This window comes from Aliiroseovarius pelagivivens, assembly GCF_900302485.1.
GTDB classification, from domain to species: domain Bacteria; phylum Pseudomonadota; class Alphaproteobacteria; order Rhodobacterales; family Rhodobacteraceae; genus Aliiroseovarius; species Aliiroseovarius pelagivivens.
On sequence record NZ_OMOI01000001.1, the window covers coordinates 891,720 to 905,429 of the forward strand.

The 13,710-nt window shown below is 56.9% G+C and carries 15 protein-coding genes; 3 read left to right on the top strand and 12 right to left on the bottom strand.

Annotation, left to right across the window (positions count from 1 at the left end; all coding sequences use genetic code 11):
• Window positions 1–14 precede the first annotated feature (14 nt).
• The 7 genes from ALP8811_RS04385 to ALP8811_RS16535 all read right to left on the bottom strand — a co-directional run bounded on the left by ALP8811_RS04385 (window position 15) and on the right by ALP8811_RS16535 (window position 6,161).
• Window positions 15–1,259: a CpaE/TadZ family protein gene (locus ALP8811_RS04385; RefSeq protein WP_108855950.1), complete on the bottom strand. Its 1,245-nt coding sequence runs from the start codon at window positions 1,257–1,259 to the stop codon at window positions 15–17.
• Window positions 1,260–1,670: 411 nt separating this feature from the next.
• Window positions 1,671–2,333, bottom strand: a complete 663-nt coding sequence (locus ALP8811_RS04390) for an OmpA family protein (protein WP_181363687.1) — start codon at window positions 2,331–2,333, stop codon at window positions 1,671–1,673.
• A 10-nt stretch (window positions 2,334–2,343) separates the two neighbouring features.
• Window positions 2,344–3,762 (bottom strand): type II and III secretion system protein family protein, encoded by a 1,419-nt coding sequence (locus ALP8811_RS04395; RefSeq protein WP_108855951.1) that lies wholly within the window; start codon window positions 3,760–3,762, stop codon window positions 2,344–2,346.
• A 235-nt stretch (window positions 3,763–3,997) separates the two neighbouring features.
• Window positions 3,998–4,834, bottom strand: coding sequence for a Flp pilus assembly protein CpaB (gene cpaB, locus ALP8811_RS04400; protein ID WP_108855952.1), 837 nt, complete (start codon window positions 4,832–4,834; stop codon window positions 3,998–4,000).
• Between the two features lie 297 nt (window positions 4,835–5,131).
• On the bottom strand, window positions 5,132–5,323 hold the full coding sequence (locus ALP8811_RS04405) for a Flp family type IVb pilin (RefSeq protein WP_108855953.1): 192 nt from the start codon (window positions 5,321–5,323) through the stop codon (window positions 5,132–5,134).
• 42 nt (window positions 5,324–5,365) lie between these two features.
• A complete protein-coding gene (locus tag ALP8811_RS04410) occupies window positions 5,366–5,557 on the bottom strand; it encodes a Flp family type IVb pilin (RefSeq protein WP_108855954.1) in 192 nt (63 codons plus the stop codon).
• Between the two features lie 433 nt (window positions 5,558–5,990).
• The gene (locus tag ALP8811_RS16535; RefSeq protein WP_306418704.1) at window positions 5,991–6,161 is read right to left on the bottom strand and encodes a hypothetical protein; all 171 of its coding nucleotides are present in this window, start codon (window positions 6,159–6,161) and stop codon (window positions 5,991–5,993) included.
• An 83-nt stretch (window positions 6,162–6,244) separates the two neighbouring features.
• On the opposite strand from ALP8811_RS16535, the gene ALP8811_RS16540 reads away from it, so the two are divergent.
• From ALP8811_RS16540 to ALP8811_RS04425, 3 genes are all read left to right on the top strand, one after another.
• Window positions 6,245–6,724: a lytic transglycosylase domain-containing protein gene (locus ALP8811_RS16540; RefSeq protein ID WP_306418705.1), complete on the top strand. Its 480-nt coding sequence runs from the start codon at window positions 6,245–6,247 to the stop codon at window positions 6,722–6,724.
• Window positions 6,717–8,165, top strand: coding sequence for a UbiA family prenyltransferase (locus tag ALP8811_RS04420; RefSeq protein WP_108855956.1), 1,449 nt, complete (start codon window positions 6,717–6,719; stop codon window positions 8,163–8,165). Before ALP8811_RS16540 ends, ALP8811_RS04420 begins: the two co-directional genes overlap by 8 nt.
• A gap of 135 nt (window positions 8,166–8,300) precedes the next feature.
• On the top strand, window positions 8,301–8,570 hold the full coding sequence (locus ALP8811_RS04425; protein WP_108855957.1) for a hypothetical protein: 270 nt from the start codon (window positions 8,301–8,303) through the stop codon (window positions 8,568–8,570).
• Window positions 8,571–8,613: 43 nt separating this feature from the next.
• Here the strand turns inward: ALP8811_RS04425 and ALP8811_RS04430 are convergent, their stop codons facing one another.
• The 5 genes from ALP8811_RS04430 to ALP8811_RS04450 all read right to left on the bottom strand — a co-directional run bounded on the left by ALP8811_RS04430 (window position 8,614) and on the right by ALP8811_RS04450 (window position 13,707).
• On the bottom strand, window positions 8,614–9,351 hold the full coding sequence (locus ALP8811_RS04430; protein ID WP_108855958.1) for an SDR family NAD(P)-dependent oxidoreductase: 738 nt from the start codon (window positions 9,349–9,351) through the stop codon (window positions 8,614–8,616).
• Window positions 9,348–10,670, bottom strand: a complete 1,323-nt coding sequence (locus tag ALP8811_RS04435) for an FAD-binding oxidoreductase (protein ID WP_108855959.1) — start codon at window positions 10,668–10,670, stop codon at window positions 9,348–9,350. Before ALP8811_RS04435 ends, ALP8811_RS04430 begins: the two co-directional genes overlap by 4 nt.
• The gene (locus tag ALP8811_RS04440; RefSeq protein ID WP_245924558.1) at window positions 10,651–11,676 is read right to left on the bottom strand and encodes a lysylphosphatidylglycerol synthase transmembrane domain-containing protein; all 1,026 of its coding nucleotides are present in this window, start codon (window positions 11,674–11,676) and stop codon (window positions 10,651–10,653) included. Before ALP8811_RS04440 ends, ALP8811_RS04435 begins: the two co-directional genes overlap by 20 nt.
• Window positions 11,677–11,807: 131 nt before the next feature.
• Window positions 11,808–12,944 carry a PQQ-dependent sugar dehydrogenase gene (locus ALP8811_RS04445; RefSeq protein ID WP_108855961.1) on the bottom strand — a complete coding sequence of 379 codons (1,137 nt, stop codon included), beginning with the start codon at window positions 12,942–12,944 and terminating at the stop codon, window positions 11,808–11,810.
• A gap of 133 nt (window positions 12,945–13,077) precedes the next feature.
• On the bottom strand, window positions 13,078–13,707 hold the full coding sequence (locus ALP8811_RS04450; RefSeq protein WP_108855962.1) for a 3-oxoacid CoA-transferase subunit B: 630 nt from the start codon (window positions 13,705–13,707) through the stop codon (window positions 13,078–13,080).
• Between the last annotated feature and the right edge of the window lie 3 nt (window positions 13,708–13,710).

Here is a 13,710-nt window from a genome sequence, read left to right on the forward strand (position 1 = left end):
CGCCTCCGATAGATTTACTGGGCTGCTATGTCAGCTTGGTTCAGTTCATGCACGGACTTGGCAAGCTTTTGCATCTCTTTGCGCAAGACGTTCTTGGGCGCAGAGTTGGCAAGCGGAGCGCCATGATCCCCGGCTTCCGGAACTTGCTTTCCACCGTCGGGTAGCATCAATTCAATTGAGATATCGAGGCTTTCGGCCAGACGTTTCACGCGCGATTTGCCCGAGAGGTCCGTAAATTTAGGGGACCGGTTCAGCACATAGCGCAGCTTTTCTACCGGCAGTTCTTCGGCTTTCAGCGCTTTGATCATCCGCAGCGTATTTTGAGCCGAGCGCAGATCAAGCTCCAAGGTCACGAAATAGACATGCGCAGCGTGCAGAACGGTTTCTGTCCACTGCACCAAAGTGTTGGGCATGTCGATGATGACGTAGTCGAAATTCGTTCGCGCCATTTCGACGATCCGTTCGACATCTTCTACGGTAACCATGTCTAGTGGAAGGATGTCAGGTGGGGCGGTCAAAACGTTCAGGCGATCTTCATAGGTCAGAAGTGCCTGCATGAAGATTTCCTGATCCATCATCTCGGTGTCCGAAAGCAGTTCGTACACCACGTCGCGTCGCGGCAGATCTAGATAAGTTGCTGTCGAACCGAACTGGAGGCCGAAATCAAGCAAGCAAACACGCGGAGGTGTGCCGCCGTTCACCTGCGTCAGCTCCCATGCCAGATTGACGGCAAAGGTTGTCGCTCCGGTACCACCAGCCATAGGTTGAACGGCCAGAATGACGGCCTCGCGACCGCCAGAAGATTTACGGGGAGTGTTTTCGGGGGCTGCGACGGGGACGGGCTCGACCTCTTTCACGCGAAGACGTTTGATCGCGTCGTGAAGGGCACCGTCGGGAAGGGGATAGGGGACGAATTCTTCCGCACCAAGTTTAAGTAGCTGGTGCAACGCAATCGGACTGACCTCTTCGGCGATGACGATCACTTTGATGTTCCGCTGCACGGCTGCCTTGATGACCGAGGCGACGGTGCTTAGATCTGCTTCGTCCTGATCGTCCAGCGCCATGGCGATGAATTCGAGATCTTTGGCATCGGGCTGTTCGAAAAAGGCGACGGCGTCGTCGATCGGAAGATCGCCCCATGCTTCGCCCAGTTCGGCCTCCATGTCTTCAATGAGAAGGTCGAAATTCTGCACATCTCGCGAAACGGTGCACGCGGTGATTGGTTCCGGATCAGATTGTAGCGCGGCGCTGCCACTCATTTCCTTGTTCCTTTCATATCCGGCTTTGCGTTCCTTTAGGATCGGGCGACCGGGTTCTCTCGTTAATTGCGAATCGCAAACACACTAATAAAAAGCGCCCTGGAAGAATGAACCGTCGCAGGGAATCTGGGCAAGAATGCGGCCCTAAGGCTTGATTGTCCGGATATTACGGACGGTCGACCCCTTTTGTAAGGATCTGTTTCGTTTTAGCAAACTAAAATTGGCAACTCCGCAGAGCCGCTCTTACCTCATCAAGTCATACTATAGCATTGATAACGAATGAAATAAACAGAATGTGTGCGTAATCTGGGCAGCAAAACAGATCGCGATTGGGGCGAATTGGCCACGATGTGGCAAAAGAAAAGGGGCGCAACCAAGTTGCGCCCCTTTTCGGAAAGATTTGACGTGAGATTACTCAACCGTGCCCACGTTTCCGTTCGCAACCTCGGTCGCGGTCGTCGCGCTCTCGATATACTCGCGGTTGATGATCTCGGCATATTTTCCGTCGAGCAGAGTGGCTTTGCGGTTGTTGGCAAAACCGCTGACCTCGGTCACGGTGCGACGATTGCGCAATTCGCGCTGATCGGTCTGGATCAGCGGGCGGGTCTCGCCGTAGCTTACGACAGCCTCAAGGCGCGAGCGGCTAATGCCACGCGATACCAAGTAGTTCACAACAGTACGCGCACGGCGCATACCCAAGCGATTGTTATAGGCGGTCGAACCGACAAGGTCGGTGTGACCGTAGACGCGGAAGCGAATTTCCGGGAACTGCAGGATCCATTTGGCCTGCGTGTCCAAGATGCTCCGTGCTTCTGGCGACAGGTCGGCTTTGTTGAACTCGAAGTTCACCGTATCGCCTACTTCGCGGCTGAAGCGCTCGGCCAGCGCCTGAACGACGTTGATCTGTCCGGTATGCACACCGATGTTGTGGGCGGTTGGTGCGCCGAAGCCACCTTCGTCCAGGCTGCCACCTGCTTCGTTTAGCCAGAAGTGCATCGCCTGTGGGTTGTCTGCACATCCTGAGAGAACTGCGATAACCGACGTAGCGGCGAGAATTGGTTTGATCCGTTTCATGTCGCGATCCTTATTCCATCACGTAGCCGTAAGAACCCGAGAAGTCTTGCTTGGCGACTTCTGCGGCAACTCCAACCGTAGGGGTGGAGGATGCAGCGGTTTTCCCAAACAGGAACAGGTCTTTTTCGGACGGGGGGCGAATGCGGTCGGTCGGTACAGCCAGGAATTCGCCGCGGGTGGGGGTAACCAGATGGGCCGACACGATGATGACCAATTCAGACTGGCGACGCTCGTATTCCGTTGAACGGAAGAGGGCACCGAGAACCGGCAGATCACCAAGCCACGGCACCGAACCGATGGCGTCCTGGAAGTCATCTTCGATCAGGCCAGCAATGGCAAAGCTTTCACCATCACGCAGCTCAACTGTTGTCGAAGTCTCGCGGCGACGGAACGAGTTCAGGATCAAGCCACCATTCTGGTAGCTGACCGAGCTGTCCAAGCCGGATACTGCGGCCTTAAGTTGAAGATTGATCACGTCATCCGTCAACACAGTCGGGGTGAACGTAAGTTCGACACCGAAGGGTTTGTATTCAACGGCGATGGCGCCTTCTTCTTGGGCAACAGGGATCGGGAATTCGCCGCCCGCTAGGAACGCCGCTTCCTGACCCGAAAGTGCTGTCAGGTTTGGTTCGGCCAGAGTGCGGACGACACCTTTTGCTTCAAGGGCTTCAAGAAGAACACCTACACGGAAGCTGCCGGCACCGAAGCCGATGCTCATCACACCTTCCTGGTCGCCGCTGACGGTAATTACCTCAGAATCAGGGAGGTTATTGCCATTTTGCAGCCAAGTACCTGCCGATGCGCCGATATTCACGCCGCTGCCGACTGGATTTCCAAGCGTTACCGAGCTGGACAGTGCTTTGCGCACCGAGCGACCCATTTCTGCAAAGCGTACTTTCAACATTACCTGCTGAGTACCACCGACGCTCATCATATTGGAGACGCGCTCGGGCGCGTAGCGGTTCGCCAGGTCAAGTGCCAGCGTCATCCGGTTCGGAGAGCTGACAACGCCCGACAGAACGATGCCGTCATTGGCTGTGCGTACTTCGATCCCTTCACCGGGAAGGATCTGACGCAGACGCTCTTTGAATTCGCTGATGTCCGGGGTGACGTGCACTTCGACGTTGCTCAGAAGCTTACCATCAGGCCCCAGAAGGGTCAGCGTGGTGCGTCCGGGTGTTTTGCCCAGCACATAGATTGTGCGGTCAGACAGTGTCGAAATGTCTGCAATGCCGGGGTTTGCAATGGAAAGCTCTGCAAATGGATTGTCGCTTTCCACAACCACTGCGCGGTTCATCGGAACCTTTAATGCGCGCGAAGGGCCGGTGTCAGTAACACGAAGTGTTTCCGCTACGCCCATTGCGGGAGCGGTTCCAACCCCTAATGACAGGCCCAATAGCGCTGCCTTGATAAAACGATCGATCTTCATGTGATCCTGCCTCTCTGATCACGTATGTGTCCGGGAAGCCCGTTTCAGGCGGGAATTCCCCTTTGCTCGTTGACAATGTAGCCCTCTTGTTGGGGCAATCACCGCTTATTAGTCGCAAGACTGCGTCGGATTGAATGAAAAATCAACATTCAATAACGTGAAGGCCGGGGCTTATGTGTGCCTCACGCAACACTTATTCCGTTTTGCGCCCCGTCTAGGTCCGTTTTGACTTGCCTTAGTTAGGGCAAGGAATGGGAGTTTCGATGATCTCGGCGCCACGGCGGGTGCGGATCGTGCAGCTTTCCTGCTTGGGTGCGTTTACCTCACCAATCAGTTCGCCTTGCCCTACTTCAACGGCGGATGTTGTTGTTTCATCCTGAGCGCCAACCAAAGACAGTGACAAACGCCCGCTGCTTTGGGCTTGGGCCAACGCGGCAACCTGTCGAGGTGTCACTTCGACTGTGACAGTTCTTGCGATCGTGGGTGCTGCGCGGTCGCTATCGGCGATCTGATCCACGGCAATCAGGTGTACGCTGGCGAGAATCAATTTGGTTATAGCCTCGGTCGCACCGAGTTCATTCACGCCGCTGCCCGACCAGTAGACGTCGATTCGGTCACCGGGCCTCAAGAAGCCTGACACGCCCGAGCTCACATCGACGCGAATGGCGAAAGCACGCATGCCTTGAGACAAGCGTGACGAAACACCAGCATCAGCACCGGGTTTAGAAACCTTGACTGCCAACAGGGCTTCGTCCTTCTCCATCGCGCGGATCACGGTGCGGTACTTACGCTCGCCTTCAGGGAAAATCTCTTCGATGGTTTGGAACGTCCCTTCCGGGATGGCGTTTTCGGGCCATCTCACTACACGAATGTCTTCGCTTGTGATTTGCTGGCCATACCGCAGGGTTCTATTGACCACGAAGATATCAACGGTAGGGACGATTGCTCCGCGCGCCGCGCGTTCGGCATCCAATTGTGCCTGATACCCCCCAATGAAATCGCGCGCCATGTAAACAGCAAAGCCAGCCAGGCCGACTCCGACCACCAAGACCAGTCCGAAAATCAAGCGCATCCGAATTCCTTTCGTGCATATCAATCAGCCGTCTGCGTATCTGAACCCGAATGCATCCGAGGATTTGGTCCAGATCAGAGACAATACGCTGCGTCAGAGCGAAAATCACAGGAAACGGCAATAATTTCTAGCCCATAAATATGAGTAACTGAATTTAATCGACTATGTGCTCAGAGTGCCAACCCTTCAACTGAGGGAGGGGAGGGCTGATCGCGTAACTGAAGTGATCCAGAGCACACTTCCAAAAACAAAAGCCGCACCCGAGGGCGCGGCTTTCGTGATCTTGTTCCGGCATTATCAGTGTGACATCACACTCATTGCCGACAGGCTTGACGAAATTTTGTCGGCTAGCGACGTTGTTCCGCCCGAAACCGAGGTCAACACCGCAATACCCAGACCTACAACAGCTGCCGTCAGGACAACCCAGTCTACAGTTACAGCGCCGTCTTCATCGGCCTTGAAGGTTTTGATCATATCAAAAATTTTCATTCAACTATCCTTTACTAGTAAATAACGCCAAGCCCAGAGGTCTTAGTGAGACATGATGCTCATTGCCGACAGGCTGGACGAGATTTTGTCAGCCAGCGAAGTGGTACCACCGGATACCGACGTCAGCACGGCAATACCAAGGCCAACGATAGCCGCGGTCAGTACAACCCAGTCTACAGTTACAGCGCCGTCTTCGTCGGCTTTGAAAGTCTTGATCATCTCGAACAGTTTCATAATTTCTTCCTCAGGTTGGGCGTTCAGATTTTGTAAACGTTTGCAGGCTCATTCCTACATTCCGCTCAACATGGCAACAATAAGCCTTTGGAATGGGGCGAGAATTGGGCAGGTTTCGTACGATTTCTCGCTTGGTGTGGATTTTTTTTGGCACGTTTTGTAATATATTGTTAATACTTGTTAAATTAGAAAGTTCCCTAAGGGAAACTCCGAATGATTTTGGTGACTTATCAGGCCGAACTCTATGAAATTGAGGAAAAACTAGCGCTTTTTACCTCAATCTGCGAGAAGTGAATCAGTTAACGAGATAGAGCAGAGAACCGCAAAATGCGGCTATTAACGTATATCGGAACGGTTTGGGCGCTTGGATTGGCGGGTGTTGCCTTTGGGCAGGATACCCCACCGCCATACCCGGACTTTACATTCAAACGCGTCACTGTCCCGCAAGCGGGTACGAATAGCCGTTTGACGGTTCAGATAGATCCTGAAGAACAGGCGGCGGCCCTTGCGGTTCCAGAAAAACCGGTTTCCGAAGCCGTGCCTGATCCTGAATTTGCGTTGCCAGCACCAAGCCCTTGGGATTGGTTTTGGCAAGAAGTGTCACCGAAACTATCAGACACGGGGCCCGCGAATATCCAAAATGCCATCAGTGCAATTGCGGAACGCGACGGACTACCTCAGCCAAGATTGCAGCATCTGCAAGACATCGCACGTGTTCATGGCGCAGATATTCTACGCTTTACTGTCGGCACGTCGGTCTCTCCTGCGCTCGTAGTCGCTCTGATCTCGGTTGAAAGTGCAGGGAACAAGCAGGCCATCAGCGAGGCAGGGGCAGAGGGATTGATGCAGCTGATTCCGGCGACAGCGGAACGGTTCGGCGTCACGGACAGTTCCGATCCATCGCAAAACATCGAAGGTGGCGTGGCGTATCTGGAATGGCTGATCAAGCATTTTAGGGGCGATCCGATATTCGCCCTTGCAGGCTATAACGCCGGCGAGAACGCTGTTGGCGATCATGGCGGGATCCCGCCTTACCCCGAGACCCGCGCCTATGTGCCCAAAGTCTTGGCCGCATGGAATGTCGCGCGGGGGTTGTGTATTACGCCGCCAGAACTATTGACAGATGGTTGCGTGTTTACCGTTATGGGAGCCCCCTCAAATGGGTGACGAACTTCAAAAGAAGCCATTGGTTCTGGACGTAGATGGTACGTTCTTGCGCACCGATATCCTGTTCGAATGCTTTTGGTCCGCTTTGGGAAAAGACCCAATCCGCGCTATAAAAGCAAGCTTCTTGAACTTGAAAAAGCCCGCGCGTCTGAAGGCTGAGCTGGCCCAAATCGCGACCCTGCGCACAGATCTTCTTCCGGTCGAGCCCGAGGTTTCTGAGTTGGTTGCCCAAGCCAAGGCTGACGGGCGCGAAGTCATCCTGGCCTCGGCCTCGCACCAGCCATTGGTCGAACAACTGGCGCGCGACCATGATCTATCGCCGCGTGTGTTCGCATCAGACGGGCAGACCAATCTGAAAGGTGAACGTAAGGCTTCTGCACTTGTAGCCGCGTTTGGCGAGCAGGGATTTGACTATGCTGGAAACGCGCCGGTCGATAGGGCGATTTGGTCAATGGCGGATCACGCTATCGTCGTAGGCGATGATGCATCAGCCCGCCAGATCGAGGGCCGCGGACAGGTTATTACCCGCGTAGAAGGCGGCTGGCAGATGGCCGATGTGATGCGGAGCTTCCGTCCACATCAATGGGTCAAAAACGTGCTGCTGCTTTTGCCCATGATCGCAGCCCATGCGTTTGACGTGCCAACAGTACTCGCCGCATTCCTTGGAATTGTTGCCTTTTCGGCGGCGGCCTCGTCGATCTATCTGGTGAACGACCTGCTGGATCTGGAAGCGGATCGCCTGCACGCCACCAAGAAAAACCGTCCCTTCGCGTCGGGTGCGGTGCCAATCCAGATTGGCATGCTGTGTTTCGTGCTTCTGTCCATCATTGCCTTGGGCGTAGCCGCCGTGCTGTCTTGGGCATTTCTTGGGGTGGTGGCGTTCTATATGGCGCTGTCGTTGGCCTATTCGCTCAAGCTTAAGCGGATGCGCTGGATCGATATTGCCGTGTTGGCTTCACTTTATACCCTGCGTGTCGTCGCGGGCGCGGCGGCGACTGGGATCTATGTCTCGGGATACCTTCTGGTCTTCATTTTCCCGGTCTTTCTTGCGCTCGGTTGCGTGAAACGGCTGACTGAGCTGACATTGGCCACCTCGGACGAACGCCTGCCCGGACGAGGGTACGGCCGTCCGGACCGTCCCGACTTACTGAACGTCGCCGCGCTTGGCGTTGTCGCGGCGCTGGTGGCCTTCTTCCTGTATTCCTTCACCGAGCAAGCCATCGGTCTTTACAAAACGCGTTGGCTAATTTGGGTGGCTGAAATCCCGCTGGCTTGGTGGCTTATTCGCATGGTGTCGTTGGGCTGGCATGGCAAGCAAGATTACGACCCGATTGTTTTTGCCATGAAGGACAAGCGCGGCATCGGACTGATCCTGATGACGCTGTCCATCATGTTCTATGCAGCCGGTCTTTGGCAGCAGTGGTTTGGCGCCATTGGCTGACCATGGCGGTCGCACCCCATAGCAACATTATCCGATCGACACAGGCTGGGATCCCTAAGGGATCCCGCCGATTTTTTTGATCCAACCTGAACTTGGTCACGTAACCCAGTTACCAACAGAAACTGGAGTGAACCTATGAAAAACCTGACGATTTGCGTATCGACTGTGCTCTTGCTGGCTACTTCGCCTGCGCTGGCCGGAAAGAACAACCCCGAAGAAGCCAAGGCTATGGCATCGGCATTGAAGAAGGGCGGAGGCGGCAATAACTCGCCCCTGAAAGACGCGCTTGGCCTTGAAGGCAAGGGCGGCGTCGCCAAGTTTGTATCCGGTGGTGGAAATGGCGGCTGGGGTAATGTCGGATCGACCCTGACAGGCACGCCCGGAAAGTCTGTATCGGGACGCTAAGCTTCAAAAGCAAAGCCCCCACGAAACAGTGGGGGCTTTAACATTAGATCGACATCTTCTTGAAAATAAATTCGGGTATGTGCCGGATGATCAGCATGATGTAGCGCCAGAAAAACGGCGTGTAGATCACGTTCTTCTGCTTCTCGACCGCTTTCAGAATATCCTTGGCCACGGCCTCGGGCGAGGCAACCAGAAACATCCCCTCGATGCTCCATGTCATGGCAGTATCCACGAAGCCCGGCTTTACCGTCACTACATGCCCACCCGCGCGGGTCAGACGATTGCGCAGGCCTGACAAATAGGTGGCGAAACCTGCCTTGGCCGAGCCATAGACGTAATTCCCGATCCGCCCGCGATCCCCAGCGACAGACCCGACGCCGACCACAGTGCCGGCGCCACGCGCCTCGATCACCGGGGCGAGCAGTGACAGGAACGTGGCGGGGCCGGTGTGGCTGTCCTGGATAACGCCGTCGATCAGACGAGGGTCGGCGTCGATTGCTTCTTGTGGCGGCATCGAGCCCACAAAGACAGCTGCGTTGATCACGCCCTCCATCTTCTCGGCGCGCGCGATGATTGGGCCAAACGTGGCACTGTCACGGGCGTCGAATTTGATCGGGACGGCATCTACCCCGCGCACTGACATATCGGCGGCCGAGCGTTTCAAATCTTCCATGTCGCGGCCCGCCAAAATGACACTGGCGCCTTGATCGGCAACCGCATTGGCAAAGCCCCGCGCCATCGAGGACGTCGCCCCCAAAATGATCCAGCAATTCTGTGTCATGACGCACCTCCTGCTGTGCGCAGATCAAGCCGCCGCACCATGTCGGTTTCAAGGGTATGTTCAGGATCGGCCTTATTCACCGCTTTAACCCAATCGCCATGTTCGGGATACATCGCCTTGATCGCGGGGCCGGTGGCCAGCGCATCCTTGGCCAGATACAGGCGTCCGCCCGCATCGACGGTCATGTCTTCCAGCATTGCGATCAGCTCGGGTGCGGCATCGCGGGCAGGGAAATCCACCGCAAGCGTATAGCCTTCCATCGGGAAGCTCATAGGGCCCGCGCGTCCCGGTCCCATGCGTTTGAGCACAGCCAGCGGGGAGGCAAGGCCAGCCCCAGCGATTTCTTTCAACATCGCTTTCAGCGCGTCGGCCTGATCCAGTGGCACTACGTTTTGGAACTGATAGAAGCCGCGCTTGCCATAGAGGCGGTTCCAGTCGTGGATCTTGTCCAGCGGGAAGAAGAATTCGTCAATCCGCTTGACTGATGATCGGCCAGAGGTCGGCACGCGCCGGTAATAGGCGTTGTTGAAACTGCGCACGATCGGGCCAGACAGGGCAAAGTTCGGTGCATCAAGCGGTACCTTTTTGGCGGGCTTCGCTTTCGGCAATAGGCCAGCGGCCAGTTCGGCCTCTTCCACGATGCCGCGCCCAAGGCTCGCACCTGTCGCGGTGGCGTCGATCCAGCCTACACAATAGGTGGCTTGGCTGCCGTCGAGATGTGCAAGGTGTTCGTCCCAATCCGCGGCGCGGCGTTCTGTGACCATCATCACGTCGCCGGGGCAGGGTTTCAGCTGCAGTTTCGCTTCGGAAATCACTCCAGTCTGGCCGATGCCGCCCATGGTGGCGCGGAAAAGACCGGCGTTGCGATCCGGTGTTGCCACCGTGCGCTTTTCGCCGTTCAGCAGCGTGACCGACAGTACATGCTGCCCAAAGCTGCCTTCGTTGTGATGGTTTTTGCCGTGCACGTCTTGCGCGATGCAGCCGCCCACAGTGGCAAAACCGGTGCCGGGCATAACGGCGGGCAGCCAACCCTGGGGCGCGAACACTTTGGCCAAAGTGGCAATGGTCACACCAGCCTCGACGGTGACAACGCCGGTGTCGCCGTTAAAGTCCAGAATGCGGTTCATGCGTGTCATGTCGATCGCGCGGCCGCCGTCATTCAAGGACGCATCGCCGTAGGATCGGCAGTTGCCAATCGCCGGACAAGAGGTGTCTGCCAAGGCGTTTTTCAGCGTGCTGGCACGTTCAGGCCGTGCCAGTTCCGCCGTCGCTGTGCGCACGCGGCCCCAGCCTGAATACTCAGTTGTTTTCCAAACCATGATGATGTCTCAGTGAAATTTTCTCTGCGAGGGGAAAGATCAGAAGCCCAATCCCGATCGCGAACCAAAGTGTTGTTACGCGGATGATGGCGGTGGCGGGCAGGCTGACTTCAAGCGGTACGCCTTCGAGCGCGAGCAACGCGATCATGGCTGCCTCGGCCCCGCCCACGCCGCCGGGTGCCCCTGTCAGGCCGCCGGCCAATGTCGAGAAGACGAAGATGGCCACGGCTTTGGCAAAGCCGATATCGGCGCCCATCCACATCAGAAGCAGATGGAAGGCATAGCCCTCGGCAATCCAGCCTACGACGCCGATCAGTGCGGCAACGGCGATCAGAGTGGGCGAGGTGAAGGCCGACAGCGACTGTGCTGCGCGGCGCAGCTTGGCCCAAAGGCGCGGAAGGCGGCCCGTCAGACGGTGGCCCAGTGTCGCAAAACCCGCCAGAAGGCGGGGGCGGGTGGCGGCAAAGGCTGCGATCAGGGCCAGTATCGTGACGGGAAGACCGCCCGCGATCCCTGTTGTCGAAAAGGCCAAGGCAAGACCAAGGATCAAGGCCATCGCGGTTAAATCCGACGCCCGGTCGATCAAGGCCAGAGGGGCGGTGCGCTCAAAGCTCCAGCCGGTTTCGCGACGCAACCAACGCATGCGTACCAGCTCGCCCACACGACCCGGCGTGACGGACATGGCAAAGCCGCCAAGGAAATGGCGCAGATCCTGCATCAGCCCTGTGGTCAGGCCCAGCTTGCGGGCAAAGACGTGCCAGCGCAGGCCACGGAACAGGTAGTTCACAAGACTGAGCGCCAGAAGAATGGCGAATTGGCCCCAAGAGAGTTTCATCAATTGCGCGCGGGTTTCTTCCCAACCGGTCGCCGCTGCCAGCGCGATTAGGCCAGCCAGCACCAGCCCGAAAAGACCCAGCAAAACAAGCGTATCCCGCAACCGTTTGTTGGCGGTTGTGCGGGCTGATTGTTTCCCTTGTGTGGACGATGCCATATTCGCACTGCTCATTGTCATTGCCCGACTTATGGCCGGGGATTGAGGCGAGATTATGAAAGCTGCACAGCAATTACGAGGGGAAAAGTAAGCCCAATCGCGCATGCGCGCCACTAGGTGTGGTCTCAGTACAAAGCGTGTGCAGTCTAGAGTGGCGACAGGTGCAGCAGACGACCTCTGCGTCCATCCTCGAGCACCCACACTGCGCCATCCGGTCCCTGTTCCACCTCGCGCACACGCTCGCCCCAGCTGTAGCGTTCCATTTCTTGCGCGTTGCCATTGTCGAGGGACACCCGGATCAAAGCGCGGCTGACCAAGCCTCCGATCAGCGCTTGCCCCTGCCACTCGGGAAACAGCCCATCTGCCCAGATCACCAGCCCGGACGGCGCGATGCTGGGCACCCATGCGGCTTTGGGCGCGGTCAGGTCCGGGCGCGTGTCGTGATTGGGGATTTTAACCCCGCTATAGTGGTTGCCCTCAGATACCAGAGGCCAGCCATAGTTGCGGCCCGGCTCGATCAGGTTCAGCTCATCCCCGTGTCGCGGCCCCATCTCATGCGCCCAGAGTTGTCCCTTGGCATCAAAGGCGATGCCCAATGCGTTGCGGTGGCCGATGGTCCAGAAGCTGCGGGCAAGCGCCCCGTCGTCTTGATACGGGTTGTCCGCCGGCACTGTGCCGTCATCGTTCAGTCGAATGATTTTGCCCAACGCCTGCGCCATGTCCTGTGCTGGGTCCAATTCCTGCCGGTCGCCAGAGGTAATGAAAACCTTGCCAGCGTGCGCTCCGCCCGCAGGGCCAAACGCCAAACGATGCGAGAAATGCCCGCGTCCCGGATAGGCTGGAAACTGGCGCCAGATTTCTTCATGGCGTGTCAGTTTCGGCGTCTCGGTCAGGTCCAAACGCGCGCGGATCACTACAGCTTGCCGTGTGCCGGGTTGATCACCTTCGTCGACGTAAGACAGGTAAATCAGACCGTTATTTGCAAAATCGGGATGCGGCACCACGTCCCCCAACCCGCCTTGCCCACCATCCAGTACGGGTGGCACCCCTGCGACCTGAAACCGCGCTCCATCCTGTTGGACCAGCCACATTCGCCCCGGCTTTGTGGTCACCAAAAGCCGTCCGTTGGGCAGAAATGTCATCGCCCAAGGGTGATTGAAACTGGTGATGGTCCGGGCCTTCAGTTGCCCACCGTGATCACCGTCGATCTGAAATGCTTTCGCCGTGATTGGCGTTAGCATCAGGCAGAGTAGGTAGGAGCTTAGGGCAAGAAGACGTTTCATATCGTACCAATGGCTAGCGGAAAGCGATTGGGGGAATGATGAACCCTGATGTGCCATCTTCCCAAGTCAAAAAGACGAGAGCGCACAAAAAAAGCCCCCATTAAGGGGGCTTTTCAGAAAAGTGTTCGATCGCTTAGTTGACGATGGACGCCTCGGTCGCGGCGCGCAGTTCGTCTTCGGTCACGCCATCGGCGGTCTCGACGATCTTCAGGCCACCTTCGACCACATCCAGTACACCCAGATTGGTGATGATGCGGTCCACAACCGACTTGCCGGTCAGGGGTAGGGTGCATTCTTTCAGCACTTTCGAGACGCCGTGCTTGTTGGTGTGATCCATCACGACCACCACGCGGCCAACGCCGGCCACAAGGTCCATCGCGCCGCCCATGCCTTTAACCAGCTTGCCGGGGATCATCCAGTTGGCGAGGTCGCCATTTTCAGCCACTTCCATCGCGCCCAGAATGGCCATGGCGATCTTGCCGCCACGGATCATGCCGAAGCTCATCGAGCTGTCGAAATAGGCGGTTTGGGGCAGTTCGGTGATGGTCTGCTTACCTGCGTTGATCAGGTCGGCGTCGATCTCGTCCTCGGTCGGGAAGGGGCCCATGCCCAGCATGCCGTTTTCCGACTGAAGCGTTACGTTAACGCCTTCGGGAATGTAGTTGGACACCAGCGTCGGGATACCGATGCCGAGGTTCACATACCAACCGTCTTGCAGTTCTTGTGCCGCGCGAGCGGCCATTTGATTGCGGTCCCAAGCCATGTC